Origin of the sequence: Cellulosimicrobium sp. ES-005, from assembly GCF_040448685.1 — a bacterium.
GTDB classification, from domain to species: Bacteria; Actinomycetota; Actinomycetes; order Actinomycetales; family Cellulomonadaceae; genus Cellulosimicrobium; species Cellulosimicrobium cellulans_G.
The window spans coordinates 507829-523009 of record NZ_CP159290.1 but is presented as its reverse complement, the minus strand read 5'-3'; the positions used below and the strand labels follow the sequence as shown (position 1 = coordinate 523009).

At 68.8% G+C, this 15181-nt stretch carries 9 protein-coding genes and 3 rRNA genes; 6 read left to right on the top strand and 6 right to left on the bottom strand.

What is annotated here, in order from left to right:
* The first annotated feature begins 8 nt into the window (after positions 1-8).
* The 4 genes from ABRQ22_RS02300 to ABRQ22_RS02285 all read left to right on the top strand — a co-directional run bounded on the left by ABRQ22_RS02300 (position 9) and on the right by ABRQ22_RS02285 (position 3937).
* Positions 9-1163, top strand: a complete 1155-nt coding sequence (locus ABRQ22_RS02300) for a homoserine O-acetyltransferase (RefSeq protein WP_353709487.1) — start codon at positions 9-11, stop codon at positions 1161-1163.
* Positions 1164-1224: 61 nt separating this feature from the next.
* Positions 1225-1935, top strand: coding sequence for a maleylpyruvate isomerase N-terminal domain-containing protein (locus tag ABRQ22_RS02295; protein WP_353708436.1), 711 nt, complete (start codon positions 1225-1227; stop codon positions 1933-1935).
* A 74-nt stretch (positions 1936-2009) separates the two neighbouring features.
* Positions 2010-2969 carry a zinc-binding dehydrogenase gene (locus tag ABRQ22_RS02290; RefSeq protein ID WP_353708435.1) on the top strand — a complete coding sequence of 320 codons (960 nt, stop codon included), beginning with the start codon at positions 2010-2012 and terminating at the stop codon, positions 2967-2969.
* A complete protein-coding gene (locus tag ABRQ22_RS02285; protein ID WP_353708434.1) occupies positions 2966-3937 on the top strand; it encodes an alpha/beta hydrolase in 972 nt (323 codons plus the stop codon). The genes ABRQ22_RS02290 and ABRQ22_RS02285 overlap by 4 nt, the downstream gene beginning before the upstream one ends.
* A gap of 224 nt (positions 3938-4161) precedes the next feature.
* Here the strand turns inward: ABRQ22_RS02285 and rrf are convergent.
* The 4 genes from rrf to ABRQ22_RS02265 all read right to left on the bottom strand — a co-directional run bounded on the left by rrf (position 4162) and on the right by ABRQ22_RS02265 (position 11117).
* A 5S ribosomal RNA gene (gene rrf / locus ABRQ22_RS02280) occupies positions 4162-4278 on the bottom strand.
* A gap of 95 nt (positions 4279-4373) precedes the next feature.
* Positions 4374-7481: ribosomal RNA gene (locus tag ABRQ22_RS02275) — 23S ribosomal RNA — on the bottom strand.
* A 485-nt stretch (positions 7482-7966) separates the two neighbouring features.
* Positions 7967-9488: ribosomal RNA gene (locus ABRQ22_RS02270) — 16S ribosomal RNA — on the bottom strand.
* The 16S, 23S and 5S rRNA genes sit together here, the layout of an rRNA operon.
* Before the next feature lie 600 nt (positions 9489-10088).
* Positions 10089-11117 carry a WYL domain-containing protein gene (locus ABRQ22_RS02265; protein ID WP_353708433.1) on the bottom strand — a complete coding sequence of 343 codons (1029 nt, stop codon included), beginning with the start codon at positions 11115-11117 and terminating at the stop codon, positions 10089-10091.
* A 93-nt stretch (positions 11118-11210) separates the two neighbouring features.
* Between ABRQ22_RS02265 and ABRQ22_RS02260 the strand changes: the two genes are divergently transcribed.
* Positions 11211-12299, top strand: a complete 1089-nt coding sequence (locus ABRQ22_RS02260) for an ATP-binding cassette domain-containing protein (RefSeq protein ID WP_353708432.1) — start codon at positions 11211-11213, stop codon at positions 12297-12299.
* The gene (locus ABRQ22_RS02255; protein WP_353708431.1) at positions 12296-13150 is read left to right on the top strand and encodes an ABC transporter permease; all 855 of its coding nucleotides are present in this window, start codon (positions 12296-12298) and stop codon (positions 13148-13150) included. The genes ABRQ22_RS02260 and ABRQ22_RS02255 overlap by 4 nt, the downstream gene beginning before the upstream one ends.
* Positions 13151-13233: 83 nt before the next feature.
* Here the strand turns inward: ABRQ22_RS02255 and ABRQ22_RS02250 are convergent, their stop codons facing one another.
* Together ABRQ22_RS02250 and ABRQ22_RS02245 are read right to left on the bottom strand one after the other, a co-directional pair.
* Positions 13234-14688 (bottom strand): hypothetical protein, encoded by a 1455-nt coding sequence (locus ABRQ22_RS02250; RefSeq protein ID WP_353708430.1) that lies wholly within the window; start codon positions 14686-14688, stop codon positions 13234-13236.
* A gap of 115 nt (positions 14689-14803) precedes the next feature.
* Entirely contained in the window at positions 14804-15124 is a 321-nt protein-coding gene (locus ABRQ22_RS02245; RefSeq protein ID WP_353708429.1) for an MTH1187 family thiamine-binding protein, read from the bottom strand.
* Positions 15125-15181 lie beyond the last annotated feature (57 nt).

Genomic DNA, 15181 nt, shown 5'->3' with positions numbered 1-15181 from the left:
GCGCCCGGGTGAAGGCTCCGGTCCCGGCGACGGGAGCGTGGCGCGAGGGCGACCCGGCCGGACGACGGCGCTTCGCCGACGTCGGCACGTTCGACCTCGAGTCCGGCGCCCGCCTGCCCGACGTCCGCGTCGCGTACGAGACGTGGGGCACGCCCGCACCGGACGGGTCGAACGCCGTCCTCGTCCTGCACGCCCTCACCGGCGACTCCCACGTCAGCGGCCCCGCGGGCGAGGGTCACGCCACCGCGGGCTGGTGGGAGTCGCTCGTCGGACCCGGCGCGCCGATCGACACCGACCGCTGGTTCGTCGTCGCGCCCAACGTGCTCGGCGGGTGCCAGGGCACCACGGGCCCGGCGTCCACCGCGCCCGACGGGCTCCCCTGGGGCAGCCGCTTCCCGCGCGTCACGACCCGCGACCAGGTCGCCGTCGAGATCGAGCTCGCGCGGTCGCTCGGCATCTCGTCCTGGGCGTTCGTCGTCGGCGCGTCGATGGGCGGGCACCGCGTCCTCGAGTGGGCGCTCCTCGGCCCCGAGGCCGGCATCGACGTCGTCTCGCTCGCCGCGATCGCCACGACCGCGCAGACTACCGGCGACCAGATCGCGTGGGCGCACCCCCAGCTCGGCGCCATCCGTGCCGACCCCGGCTTCCGCGGCGGCGACTACTACGACGCCGCGGACGGCGAGGGCCCGCACGTCGGCCTCGGCATCGCCCGGCAGATCGCGCACGCCACCTACCGGTCCGCGCGCGAGCTCGACGACCGGTTCGGCCGCCTCCCGCAGGGCGGCGAGGACCCGTTCACCGACGGGCGCTACGCGGTGCAGTCGTACCTCGACCACCACGGCGACAAGCTCGCGCGGCGCTTCGACGCCAACTCGTACGTCGTGCTCACGGAGTCGATGCTCACGCACGACCTGGGGCGCGACCGCGGCGGCGTCGAGGCGGCGCTCGCCCAGGTCACAGCGCACGCGCTCGTCGTCGCGGTCGACACCGACCGGCTCTTCCTCCCCGCCGACTGCGCGCGCATCGCGGCCGGCATCCCCGGAGCCGAGCCGATGCGGACGCTCACGAGCGACTTCGGGCACGACGGGTTCCTCATCGAGTTCGACCAGCTCGGCCCGATCGTCGCCGACTTCCTCGGGGAACGGGCCGGCGTCCGCGACTGAGGACCGTCCACGGGATGGCGCCGTGGCGGGCGTGCCCGCGCCGTCCTGGCACGATGAGGAGATGGACAGCGACGTGACCGAGGCGGCCCAGCACCTGCGCGCCCAGTGGGACCGGCTCGACCGGTGGCTGCGAGACCTCGGGGACGAGCTGGACCGCGACGCCGGTCGGGCGAGCGTGCTCGACGGCTGGACCGTGGGCGAGCTCGTCACCCATCTCGGCCGCGTCATGGAGACCCTCGCGCTGTGCGGGCCGGTACCCGCCGGGACCGTCCCCCTCACGCTCGCCGAGTACCTCGGCACCTACCCGGAGCGCGCGGAGGAGATCGAGCACGCGACGCGCGCCCTCGACGAGCAGATCGCCGACGACCGCCTCGGGCACGTCGAGGCCTTCGCCGCCGCCGGCTTCGCGCGTCTCGACGACCTCGCCGACGAGCGCGTCGTGCAGGCGCGACGGGGGCCCATCACGCTCCTCGACATGGTGCGCTCGCGCGTCCTCGAGCTCGTCGTGCACGCCGACGACCTCGCCCGCACGTTCCCCGGCGTCCCGGCCGACCCCGTGGACCGTGCCGCGCTCGACGCCGTCGCGGCCGAGCTGCTGCGCGTCGTCGTCACGCGCGGCGGCTGGGCGCTCGAGGTCCACGACGCCCGCCTCTGGCTGCGGGTTGCGTGCGGCCGCGTCCCCTACGACGTCGACGAGCTCGCGCGCGCCCTGGAGCCGGTGCACACCTCCGAGGCGGTGCCCGACCTCGGCCGGATGCTCCCGCTGCTCTGACCGCTACCGGACGGGTGACGCGCGGCACGCGGCCTCCCGTGGTTACGGCGCTGGCCGGACCGTAGGTTGGGGGCATGCTCGCCGCCTACGCCGACCACCTCGACCCCGACGACCCCCTGGCCGGGCTGGTCGTCGGGGAGCGCCCCGAACCCGACGCCCGCGAGCACTGGACGACCGTCGACGTGCGTGCGGCGTCGCTCAACCACCACGACCTCTGGTCGCTGCGCGGCGTCGGGCTGCCCGCCGACCGGCTCCCCATGATCCTCGGGACGGACGCGGCGGGCGTCGCGCCCGACGGCAGCGAGGTCGTCGTGCACGCGGTGGTGGGCGCGGACGGGCACGGCGTCGGACCGACCGAGCGCCGGTCGCTCCTGTCCGAGCGCTATCCGGGCACGCTCGCCGAGCGCGTCGCCGTCCCGACCCACAACCTCGTCCCCAAGCCGTCGGAGCTGACCTTCGTCGAGGCCGCGTGCGTACCGACGGCCTGGCTCACCGCGTACCGCATGCTGTTCACCGCCGGCGGTGCCGCACCCGGGGACCGCGTCCTCGTCCAGGGTGCGGGTGGCGGGGTCGCGACGGCGGCCGTCGCCCTGGGTGCCGCCGCGGGACTCGAGATGTGGGTGACCTCCCGTTCGGCGGCCAGGCGCGCCGGTGCTGCCCGGCTCGGGGCCGCGGCGACGTTCGAGCCCGGCGCCCGGCTTCCCGCGCCGGTGGACGTCGTCGTCGAGACCGTGGGCCAGGCGACCTGGCGCCACTCGCTGCGCTCGGTGCGCCCGGGCGGGACCGTCGTCGTCGCCGGGGCGACCAGCGGCGACGCGTCACCGGCCGAGCTGACCCGCGTGTTCTTCCACGAGATCCGCATCCAGGGCGTGACGATGGGCACGCGCGACGACCTCGCGGCGCTGCTCCGGTTCCTCGCCCGGGGCGAGGTGCGGCCCGTCGTCGACCAGGTGCTGCCCCTGACCCGGGCTCGCGACGGCCTCGCCCGACTCGCCGCCGGGGAGCAGTTCGGCAAGGTGGTGCTCACGCCGTGACGTCGTCGGACTGGGGCCCGGACGTCCTCGGCGCCGGGTACGAGCAGCGCACGGTCCAGCTCGAACCCGACGACGAGGGCGAGGTCGTCGTGACCGTCGTCCGCCACGCTCCGGCGACCGACGAGCCGATCCGACCGGCGCGCGCCGTGCTGTACGTCCACGGCTGGAGCGACTACTTCTTCCAGACCGAGCTCGCCGAGACGTGGCGCGCGCTCGGCGCCGCGTTCTACGCCGTGGATCTCCGCAAGTACGGGCGCAGCCTGCGCCCCCACCAGACGCCCGGGTACGCCGACCACCTCACCGAGTACGACGCCGACATCGCGGCCGCGCTCGACGTCGTCCGGGCGGACCTCGGCGCGCACGCCGCGATCATGCTCATGGGTCACTCCACCGGAGGGCTCGTCGCGGCGCTCTGGGCGCACCGGCACCCGGGCGCCGTCCGGGGGCTCGTGCTCAACAGCCCGTGGCTCGAGCTCCAGGGATCGTCGGTCGCCCGGACCGTCTCGGGCCCTGCGATCCGCCAGCTCGCACGCTTCCAGCCCCGCACGCCGCTGCCGAACGTCGACCCCGGCTACTACGCCCGGACGCTGCGCGACCGCGACGACGGCACCTGGATGATCGACGACGCCTGGCGCCCCGTCCCGTCGTTCCCCGTCCGCGCCGGCTGGCTCCGTGCCGTCATCTCCGGCCACGCTCGTGTCGCAGCCGGGCTCGCCATCGACTGCCCCGTGCTCGTGCTTCTCGCCGCGAAGTCGCTGTTCAGCACCCGCTGGTCCGAGGACATGCGGTCCGCCGACATCGTGCTCGACGTCGAGCCGCTGGCGCGCCGCGCTGCGCACCTGGGCCAAGTCGTCACGATCGTCCGCATCCCCGGAGGGATGCACGACCTCTCGCTCTCCGCCCCCGAGCCGCGGGCACGGTTCTTCACGGAGATCGTGCGCTGGTCGGCAGCCTATGGATGGGCCTGACGTCGACGACCACACGGCGTCCAGCCCACGAACCAGGGCTCTACCTCGCGCTACCAGGGCTCTACCTGGAGCGACCAGGGCTCTACCTCGCGTGACCGTGGCTCTACCTGGCGTGGCCGGGTTCTGTCTTGCGGGAGGGGGTTCTGTCTCGGCCCGGGTTTGGGTCTGGATCTGGGTATGCCGAAGGCCCACCCCGGTGTGGGGTGGGCCTTCGGTGAAGGGTTGTCCGGCGGCGTCCTACTCTCCCACCCCGTCTCCAGGGCAGTACCATCGGCGCTGAAGGGCTTAGCTTCCGGGTTCGGTATGGGACCGGGCGTTTCCCCTTCGCTGTGACCGCCGTAACTCTGTGAACCTGTCAACACGCTGGGGCACCCCTTGGGGGGTGTGGTGTTGGTGGTTCGGGAACCGCACAGTGGACGCGTAGCAAAGTGTGTTGGTGTTGAAGTTGTCGGCTGATTAGTACCGGTCAGCTGCACGGGTCTTTCGTCCCCGCTTCCACGTCCGGCCTATCGACCCAGTGTTCTGCTGGGTGCCTCTCACCCCGTAGGGTATGGAAACCTCATCTTGAAGCAGGCTTCCCGCTTAGATGCTTTCAGCGGTTATCCCTTCCGAACGTAGCCAACCAGCGGTGCTCCTGGCGGAACAACTGGCACACCAGAGGTTCGTCCGTCCCGGTCCTCTCGTACTAGGGACAGCCCTTCTCAAGTTTCCTGCGCGCGCAGCGGATAGGGACCGAACTGTCTCACGACGTTCTAAACCCAGCTCGCGTACCGCTTTAATGGGCGAACAGCCCAACCCTTGGGACCTACTCCAGCCCCAGGATGCGACGAGCCGACATCGAGGTGCCAAACCATGCCGTCGATATGGACTCTTGGGCAAGATCAGCCTGTTATCCCCGGGGTACCTTTTATCCGTTGAGCGACGGCGCTTCCACAAGCCACCGCCGGATCACTAGTTCCGACTTTCGTCCCTGCTCGACCTGTCAGTCTCACAGTCAAGCTCCCTTGTGCACTTGCACTCGACACCTGATTGCCAACCAGGCTGAGGGAACCTTTGAGCGCCTCCGTTACATTTTAGGAGGCAACCGCCCCAGTTAAACTACCCACCAGGCACTGTCCCTGGTCCGGATCACGGACCGAGGTTAGACATCCGAAGCGGCCAGAGTGGTATTTCAACGTTGACTCCACCCGCACTGGCGTACGGGCTTCACAGTCTCCCACCTATCCTACACAAGCCGCACCGAACACCAATACCAAGCTATAGTAAAGGTCCCGGGGTCTTTCCGTCCTGCTGCGCGTAACGAGCATCTTTACTCGTAGTGCAATTTCGCCGAGTTCGCGGTTGAGACAGCGGAGAAGTCGTTACGCCATTCGTGCAGGTCGGAACTTACCCGACAAGGAATTTCGCTACCTTAGGATGGTTATAGTTACCACCGCCGTTTACTGGGGCTTAAATTCTGAGCTTCACCCCGAAGGGTTGACCCGTCCTCTTAACCTTCCAGCACCGGGCAGGCGTCAGTCCGTATACATCGTCTTGCGACTTCGCACGGACCTGTGTTTTTAGTAAACAGTCGCTTCTCCCTGGTCTCTGCGGCCGTCCACGCTCCCACCGCGAGGGTGTTCACGCTTCGGGCCCCCCTTCTCCCGAAGTTACGGGGGCATTTTGCCGAGTTCCTTAACCACGATTCTCTCGATCGCCTTAGTATTCTCTACCTGACCACCTGAGTCGGTTTGGGGTACGGGCGGCTAGAACCTCGCGCCGAGGCTTTTCTTGGCAGCATAGGATCACCCAGTTCGCGCTTGTGCGCTCACCGTCAGCTCTCAGCCTGTGTGTCTGGCGGATTTGCCTACCAGACGGCCTACGGCCTTGGACGTGGTCTACCATCGCCACGCCGGGCTACCTTCCTGCGTCACCCCTGTTAATACGCTTACCTACTACCGGTTCGGGTCCCGCGCGCCCCTGCCCGGTGGCCCCGAAGGGCCGGTGGACAGGTTTGGGCGGTTAGCATCACCGGGCTCGGTATGGGCGGTTCTTCGCCGGTAGGAGAATATCAACTCCTTGTCCATCGACTACGCCTGTCGGCCTCGCCTTAGGTCCCGACTTACCCAGGGCGGATTAACCTGGCCCTGGAACCCTTGGTCATTCGGCGGACGGGTTTCTCACCCGTCTTTCGCTACTCATGCCTGCATTCTCACTCGTGTGGGCTCCACCACTGGGTTCCCCCGCGGCTTCACTGCCCACACGACGCTCCCCTACCCACCTGCGCCTCTGGACCACGAAGGCCTGAGTTGAGCGCAGATGCCACGGCTTCGGCGGTGTACTTGAGCCCCGCTACATTGTCGGCGCGGAATCACTTGACCAGTGAGCTATTACGCACTCTTTCAAGGGTGGCTGCTTCTAAGCCAACCTCCTGGTTGTCTGTGCAACTCCACATCCTTTCCCACTTAGCACACGCTTAGGGGCCTTAGCCGGTGGTCTGGGCTGTTTCCCTCTCGACTACGGAGCTTATCCCCCGCAGTCTCACTGCCACGCTTCCACTTACCGGCATTCGGAGTTTGGCTGACGTCAGTAACCTTGTAGGGCCCATCGGCCATCCAGTAGCTCTACCTCCGGCAAGAAACACGTGACGCTGCACCTAAATGCATTTCGGGGAGAACCAGCTATCACGAAGTTTGATTGGCCTTTCACCCCTAACCACAGGTCATCCCCCAGGTTTTCAACCCTGGTGGGTTCGGTCCTCCACGCGGTCTTACCCGCGCTTCAACCTGCCCATGGCTAGATCACTTCGCTTCGGGTCTAGACCCAGCGACTATGGGCGCCCTGTTCGGACTCGCTTTCGCTACGGCTTCCCCACACGGGTTAACCTCGCCACTGAGCACTAACTCGCAGGCTCATTCTTCAAAAGGCACGCTGTCACCCCAACCAAGGAGGCTCCAACGGATTGTAGGCACACGGTTTCAGGTACTATTTCACTCCCCTCCCGGGGTACTTTTCACCTTTCCCTCACGGTACTGGTCCGCTATCGGTCACTAGGTAGTATTTAGGCTTAGCAAGTGGTCTTGCCAGATTCACACGAGATTTCTCGGGCCCCGTGCTACTTGGGATCCCCTTCGGGAGGCCACGCCATTTCGTCTACCGGACTCGCACCGTCTATGGTCCGCCTTTCAATGCGGTTCGACTATGACACGACTTTCTCACTCCCCGGCGGACTGTCAGATCCACCAGAAGGGTCCCACAACCCCGAACACGCAACGCCTGACAGCTTTACCACGCGCCCGGTTTGGCCTCATCCGCTTTCGCTCGCCACTACTCACGGAATATCTCTTCCTGTCGGTACTGAGATGTTTCACTTCCCGACGTTCCCTCCACACACCCTATATATTCAGGTGCAGGTCACACGACATGACTCGTGCGGGGTTCCCCCATTCGGAAACCCTCGGATCACAGCTCGTTTGCCAGCTCCCCGAGGCTTATCGCAGGCTACCACGTCCTTCTTCGGCTCCTAGTGCCAAGGCATCCACCCTGTGCCCTTAAAAACTTCAACAAAAACAACAAAACTGCAGAGAACCAAGAACCACACCCGAAGGCGTGTCTTGATCTTTACAAAGATGCTCGCGTCCACTGTGCAGTTCTCAAACAACCAACGACCCCGACCCCCACCAGACCCGCCTACCACCCCCACCCCTCCACGAAGGAGGACCAAGGACAGCGGTTCGTGGCCCGAGGACCGGCCCGTACCAGGCACCCCACCAACCGGTGGCCGGTGACCTGAGGACCCAACAGTGTGCTCGACAAGCCCCCACCCCCCACCAGCGATGTTCCACCACCACCACACCCGACCCCGACACCCCCGAAGGGACGACCAGAGCCTGGCGGGCCGGCAGGTACTGACACCAGCGAAGACCAGGACGCTCTTTCGTCAATGTTCCACCCATGAGCAACCACCCACCACACGTGCGGCGATGGCGTGGCACCTGTTCAACCCACCCACCAGCGAAGCCGGCCGGGCGAGCGTTGGTAGCTCCTTAGAAAGGAGGTGATCCAGCCGCACCTTCCGGTACGGCTACCTTGTTACGACTTAGTCCCAATCGCCAGTCCCACCTTCGACCACTCCCCCCGCGAACGGTTGGGCCATGGGCTTCGGGTGTTACCGACTTTCGTGACTTGACGGGCGGTGTGTACAAGGCCCGGGAACGTATTCACCGCAGCGTTGCTGATCTGCGATTACTAGCGACTCCGACTTCATGGGGTCGAGTTGCAGACCCCAATCCGAACTGAGACCGGCTTTTTGGGATTCGCTCCACCTTACGGTATCGCAGCCCTTTGTACCGGCCATTGTAGCATGCGTGAAGCCCAAGACATAAGGGGCATGATGATTTGACGTCATCCCCACCTTCCTCCGAGTTGACCCCGGCAGTCTCCCATGAGTCCCCGGCATAACCCGCTGGCAACATGGGACGAGGGTTGCGCTCGTTGCGGGACTTAACCCAACATCTCACGACACGAGCTGACGACAACCATGCACCACCTGTGCACGAGTGTCCAAAGAGACCACCATCTCTGGTGGCTTCCCGTGCATGTCAAGCCTTGGTAAGGTTCTTCGCGTTGCATCGAATTAATCCGCATGCTCCGCCGCTTGTGCGGGCCCCCGTCAATTCCTTTGAGTTTTAGCCTTGCGGCCGTACTCCCCAGGCGGGGCACTTAATGCGTTTGCTGCGGCACGGAACTCGTGGAATGAGCCCCACACCTAGTGCCCAACGTTTACGGCATGGACTACCAGGGTATCTAATCCTGTTCGCTCCCCATGCTTTCGCTCCTCAGCGTCAGTTGCGGCCCAGAGACCTGCCTTCGCCATCGGTGTTCCTCCTGATATCTGCGCATTCCACCGCTACACCAGGAATTCCAGTCTCCCCTACCGCACTCTAGTCTGCCCGTACCCGATGCAAGCTCGAGGTTGAGCCTCGAGTTTTCACACCAGACGCGACAGACCGCCTACGAGCTCTTTACGCCCAATAATTCCGGACAACGCTTGCGCCCTACGTATTACCGCGGCTGCTGGCACGTAGTTAGCCGGCGCTTCTTCTGCAGGTACCGTCACTTGCGCTTCTTCCCTGCTGAAAGAGGTTTACAACCCGAAGGCCTTCATCCCTCACGCGGCGTCGCTGCATCAGGCTTGCGCCCATTGTGCAATATTCCCCACTGCTGCCTCCCGTAGGAGTCTGGGCCGTGTCTCAGTCCCAGTGTGGCCGGTCGCCCTCTCAGGCCGGCTACCCGTCGTCGCCTTGGTAGGCCATCACCCCACCAACAAGCTGATAGGCCGCGAGCCCATCCCTGACCGAAAAACTTTCCAACCACCCCCATGCGAGGACGGCTCATATCCGGTATTAGCCCCGGTTTCCCGGAGTTATCCCGAAGTCAAGGGCAGGTTACTCACGTGTTACTCACCCGTTCGCCACTAATCCACCCAGCAAGCTGGGCATCATCGTTCGACTTGCATGTGTTAAGCACGCCGCCAGCGTTCGTCCTGAGCCAGGATCAAACTCTCCGTAAATGAACAACGCCCACCACCAGGACAAACCCAGCAGTGAACAATCCATACGAAGCGAACCCACCAGGGTTCACAAAACTGGCATCAACACGAAAGATGACATCATCTTCCGAAATCAACCAAAGGAATCCCAGACACAACCAACCACCCCACCCGACGGGCGAAGACGATCAGCCATGCCACAGGGACAAAAAATTGGCATTGACTAACAAGCACACTGTTGAGTTCTCAAACAACCGACACACACCGCCTCCGACCTCGTTCCCGAGGCCCTCGCGCGGGGCGCTTCCTTCGTTCTGAATCCTACCAGACCCGGCCGTTCGTCCCGGACCGGTGAAAACCGGATTTCCGTTCAGAAATGTACCTGATCCAGACACCCTCACCGTACTCACGGCGCAGCACTGTGCTCCGAGAATCTGGTGGGAGTTTCACCCGGGGGACCAGCCACTTCGCATCTGCTCCGAGGAGCTGTGCCGTGGTGTCTGTTCCTCCCTGCCGGGCGACCTCGAGAACATTACGGGGTCCGGAGGCAGGAGGTCAACTCGCGCCGTGGTGACCCGGACCACTCTCCTCCGGGGCGCCACGCCCGGCGAGCACCGCCCCTCACGCAGGACGTTGCCGTGGGCCCGCTGCGTCCGTCCCCGCGGGATCGGCCGCGGCCGTCGCCCGCGCCGCGAGGCGGGTCATCGCCGTGCGCAGCTCGTCCGGCCCGACCACGGTGAAGGGGGCGTCGAAGATCCCGAACCAGGCGGCGAGCCCGCCCCACGACCAGGATCCCGCCGTCAGCCGGCACCGCCCCTCGCCCACGGCCTCGACGAGTGCGCCCGTTCCGGCCCATGCCGCCACGACGGCGGCGTCCAGCTCGATCTCGACCGTCCCCCGCACGGGCGTCACGGGCTGCGTGAACCTCTCGGCGATGAACGTCGCCACGTCCGGGGCGGGCAGCGCCCGCCGCTCGAAGCGCGCTCCGGCGCCCTCGCGCGGCGCCATCCGGTCGATCCGGAAGGTTCGCCAGTCGTCCCGGTCGAGGTCCCACGCGACGAGGTACCACCGCCCGCCCCACGTGACGACGTGGTGCGGCTCCACCCGGCGCGGCGCACGGAACCCCTCCCCCTCCTCCTGGCCCGGAGCGCGGAGCACCTCGCCCGTCCCGCCGTCGTAGTCGAACCGCAGCACGCGGCGTTCGGCGGCCGCCGAGCCGACGGCCACGAGCACGTCGGCGCTGACCGCGGGCAGGGCCCGCTCCCTCCGGCCGGGCACCGCCGTCACCTCCAACGCGTCGATGCGCGTGCGCAGGCGCGCGGGCATGACCTGACGGATCGTCGCGAGCGCGCGTGCTGCGGCGTCCTCGACTCCGGGGAGCGTCCCGGTACGCAGTGCGATCGCGACGGCGACCGCCTGCTCGTCGTCGAACAGGAGGGGCGGCACGTCCGCCCCGGCATCGAGCCGGTACCCGCCGTCGGGCCCCTTCGTCGCGCGGACCGGGTAGCCGAGCTCGCGCAGCCGGTCGACGTCGCGCCGCACGGTGCGCGGGCTTACCTCCAGCCGCTCGGCGAGCGCGGACCCGGGCCAGTCCCGGCGCGCCTGGAGCAGCGAGAGCAGTCGGAGCAGTCGTCCAGAGGTCTCGAGCATGACCCCAGGGTGCCAGGAGTAGAGGACCGAATCTGGCCTCTACTCCTGGCACCGTCGGTCTCGACGCACGAAGCACACCCAGGAGGAGCCACCGTGATCCGCACCAGAGCACTGACCAAGGACTTCGCCGTCGGGCGCGACGCGAGCGCCACGGTGCACGCCGTCCGCGGCATCGACCTCGACGTCGCACCCGGCGAGCTCGTCGCCGTCCTCGGCCCCAACGGCGCCGGCAAGACGACCACGCTCCGCATGCTCACCACGCTCATCCGTCCCACGTCGGGCACCGCGACCGTCGCGGGCCACGACGTCGTCGCCGAGCCCGACGCCGTCCGCCACCGCATCGGCTACGTCGGGCAGGGCAACGGCGCCGGTCACGCGCAGCGCGCCGTCGACGAGCTCACCAGCCAGGGCCGCATCCACGGCCTCGACCGACGTACCGCCCGACGCCGCGCCGACGAGCTCCTCGACTCGCTCGAGCTCGGGTCCTACGGCGCGCGCAAGGTCTCCGACCTCTCCGGCGGGCAGCGTCGCCGGCTCGACGTCGCCATGGGCCTCGTGCACGCGCCGTCGCTGCTGTTCCTCGACGAGCCGTCGACCGGCCTCGACCCGCACAACCGCGCGAACCTGTGGGAGCACGTGCTGCGCATGCGCGACGACGCCCTCGCGTCGACGGGCGAGCCCATGACGATCGTCCTCACCACGCACTACCTCGACGAGGCCGACACCATGGCCGAGCGCGTCGTCGTCGTCGACCACGGTCAGGTCATCGCCGACGACACCGCCGAGAACCTCAAGGCCGACCTCGCCGGGGACCGCGTCGTCGTGACGCTCGCGCCCACGCAGGGCCCGCTGCACGACGACGCGGCGCGCCTCCTCGCGCTCGCCCGCCGCGTCGAGGGCTTCCGCGAGGCGACCCGCACGCCCGACGGCACCCCCGCCGTCGGGCACGACGCCGCACCCTCGCTCGAGGTGCGGGCCGAACGCGGCGACGCGTACCTCCCCCGGCTGCTGCGCGCCGCCGACGCGGACGGCATCGCCGTCGAGACCGCGCTGGTGCACCGCCCCACGCTCGACGACGTCTTCCTCGCCCTGACGGGCCGCAGCCTGCGCGAGGCCGGCGCCGCGACCCCGACCGACACCCCCGCCGAGGGCACCCGCCCCACCGAGAGGACCGCAGCATGAGCACCGTCGACATCGCCCCCACCAGCATCGCCCCGCACCCGGCCCCGGCACGTCCGCGCGCACGTCGCGGGCTCGCCGCGTTCGCGCGCGACACCCGGATCGTGCTCGTCCGCGAGCTGCGGCCCGTGCTGCACGACCCGTTCTCCGTGCTGTTCGGGCTCGTCCAGCCGATCGTCTTCCTCGCGCTGTTCGGCCCCCTGCTCGTCGGGTCGCTCGGCGGCACGACGACCGGGCAGGAGGTCCTGGGCGGCAACGTCTGGCAGTGGTTCGTCCCGTCCATCCTCGTGATGACCACGCTCTTCGGGACCACCACGACCGGCGCGAACCTGCTCGTCGAGCTCCAGACCGGCGCGCACGAGCGCATGCTCGTCGCCCCGCTCTCGCGCGCCTCGCTGCTCGTGGGCCGCGCGCTCAAGGAGATGGTCCCGATCGTCGCGCAGTCGGTCGTCGTCGTGCTCGTCATGCTCCCGTTCGGGTTCGAGCTCCACCCCGCCGGGGCCGTCGTCGGGCTCGCGCTCCTCGCCGTCTTCGGCGTCGGGATCGGGTCCCTCAGCTATGCGCTCGCGCTCGCGGTGCGCAAGCAGGACTGGATGTTCTGGGTCGTGCAGCAGACGCTGATCTTCCCGCTCATGATCCTGTCCGGCATGCTCCTGCCGCTCGAGACCGGGCCGCGGTGGATGCAGGTGGCGTCCGACGTCAACCCGCTCCGGTACGTCGTCGACGCCGAGCGCGCGCTGTTCGCCGGCGACCTCACGGCCTCGGCCGTCGCGTGGGGCTGGGTCGCCGCCGTCGTGACGGCCGCCGTCGGGCTCGCGGTCGGGATCCGCACCATGGTGCGCTCGACCGACTGAGCGCGGCCTCCTCGCGTCGGGCCCGGGCCGGCTCCACGGCCCGGGCCGCCGTCCTGCCCGGGCTCGTCAGCCCGAACGGTGGGTCAGGCGTGGTGCTGGCGGAAGGCGTCGGTGAGGGTGGGGCCGTCGTCGCCGCCGAGGCGCCAGACGCTCCAGCCGTCGGCGGTGTGGGTGCCCGACACGGCGACGGCGGCGAGGTCGGGGTGGCGGTAGCGCGCGCCGTCGGAGAGCTCGATGAAGCCGTCGGGCTGGAGGACCGCCTCGAAGCGCTGGCCGCGCCGCGGCCGGGACCACACGAGCTCGCGGGGCGTGCCGAACGCGCGGGCGAGCGCGACGAGGTCGGGGTCGTCGTCGGGGCCGAGCGGCACGTCCGCGGGGGGCGGGGGCGGCACGGGGACGACGTCCCGGCTCGCGGACGCGTGCGGGGGTGCCGGGTCGAGGTCGACCGGCGGGTGGTACGACAGCGGGTCGTACGGCTGCTCGCGCGACGGGCTCCGCTGCTCGCCGTACTCGTGGGTGAGGTACGACTCGCGCGTCCGGATGGACTCGCGGGTCCGGATGGACTCGCGCGTGAGGATCGAGGTGCGCGGGGTGGGCGTCTCGTCGCCGGCCTCGACGGGCCGGCGGTCGGCCCAGCCGGTGGACGCGGGCTCGGGCACGGCCCGCGCGGTGAGCGGGTCGTCGAGGGGCACGAAGTCCAGGACCGGGGGCTCGGCGTGCGACGGCGCCGAGGGCGCGGCGACCGGGGCCAGCGGGCCGGTCTCGTCGGCCGCGGTGGGTGCGATCCCGGGGAGGGCGCGCGGCTCGAGCTCGGCGGCACGACGGCGCTCGGCCCGGGACTGCGCGGCCTGCCGCGTCACCACGGGAAACTTGCCGGTCAGGGCTCGGCCCACGGCGACGCCGTCCGCGAAGTCGGATCCGGGGGCCACGGCGCGGCCCCGGCGGGGCTCGGGTGCCGCGGGTGGTGCGGGGTTGTCGCGCGTCATCGCGAGCGGGGACACGTCGACGAAGCGGCGGCCGTCGGCGCCCTGCACGACGCCGAGGCGCAGGACCGCGACCGGGGAGCCGGGCTGGCGGAGGAAGTCGAGCGCGTCCTGGATGCCCGGTGCGGCGCTCGAGCAGATGACGATGAGCCGGGCACCGGTCGCGCGGGCGGTCGCCTGCGAGCGCGTGAGGGGGACGTTGTCGTAGAACGCCGCGACGTCCTGCTGGAACCGCGACGCGCCGCCGCTGTAGCGGGCGGCGAGCTCGGCGCGCGTGAGACGCCCGGCCCGGCCGGCGTGGTTGAGCGCCGCGGTGAGGGCCTCCTCCGTGAGCTCCGCGGTGACCTCGATGACGACCGGGAGCCCTGCGGCGTCGAGCGCGAGCAGGTGGGGCTCGTCGTCGGACGTGCCCTGCGCGACGGGGAAGATCTGCTCGCCCAGCAGCCCCTCGATGTTGCCGTCCACGACACGCTGCGCGTCCGTCCCGAAGGCACCTGCCGGCTGGGGCGGCTGGACCAGTACGGGACGCTCGGCGTCCACCTCGAAGAGGGGCATCGGGGGATCTCCTGCTGCAGCGGGACGCGACCTGGGCGGGGGCGTTTGCGCCATAGCCTACGTCGCCGGTCAAGTCCCTCGAACCGGTCGAACCGCCCCCGCGCGACCGTGCAGGTCAGGCGTGCCCGGTCTCCTCGGACTCCACGGCGAGGCGCTCCTCGACCCGTTCGACCTTCCCCGTGAGCTCCCCGGTACGACCGGACCGGATGTCCGCCTTGATGACGAGCGAGACGCGGTGCCCGCCCGCGCCCACGGCCTCCGTGGCGCGCTGGATCACGGGCATGACGGCGTCCCAGTCGCCCTCGATCTCGGTGAACATCGCGGTGGTGCGGTTGGGCAGGCCCGACTCGCGGACGATGCGGACGGCCTCGGCGACGGAGTCCGCGACGGACTCGCCGGCACCGAGCGGGGCGACGGAGAAGGCGAAGACGGCCATGAGCCCATCGTGGCACGGGTCCGGCGCACGAACCGCCGGGACCCCGACGCCCCGACG

Bases quoted from the DNA above. Each gene is read 5' to 3' on its own strand.
- ABRQ22_RS02295 (WP_353708436.1), top strand. From the start codon at position 1,225: ATGGACAGCGACGTGACCGAGGCGGCCCAGCACCTGCGCGCCCAGTGG.
- ABRQ22_RS02290 (WP_353708435.1), top strand. From the start codon at position 2,010: ATGCTCGCCGCCTACGCCGACCACCTCGACCCCGACGACCCCCTGGCC.
- ABRQ22_RS02265 (WP_353708433.1), bottom strand. From the start codon at position 11,117: ATGCTCGAGACCTCTGGACGACTGCTCCGACTGCTCTCGCTGCTCCAG.
- ABRQ22_RS02255 (WP_353708431.1), top strand. From the start codon at position 12,296: ATGAGCACCGTCGACATCGCCCCCACCAGCATCGCCCCGCACCCGGCC.
- ABRQ22_RS02250 (WP_353708430.1), bottom strand. From the start codon at position 14,688: ATGCCCCTCTTCGAGGTGGACGCCGAGCGTCCCGTACTGGTCCAGCCG.
- ABRQ22_RS02245 (WP_353708429.1), bottom strand. From the start codon at position 15,124: ATGGCCGTCTTCGCCTTCTCCGTCGCCCCGCTCGGTGCCGGCGAGTCC.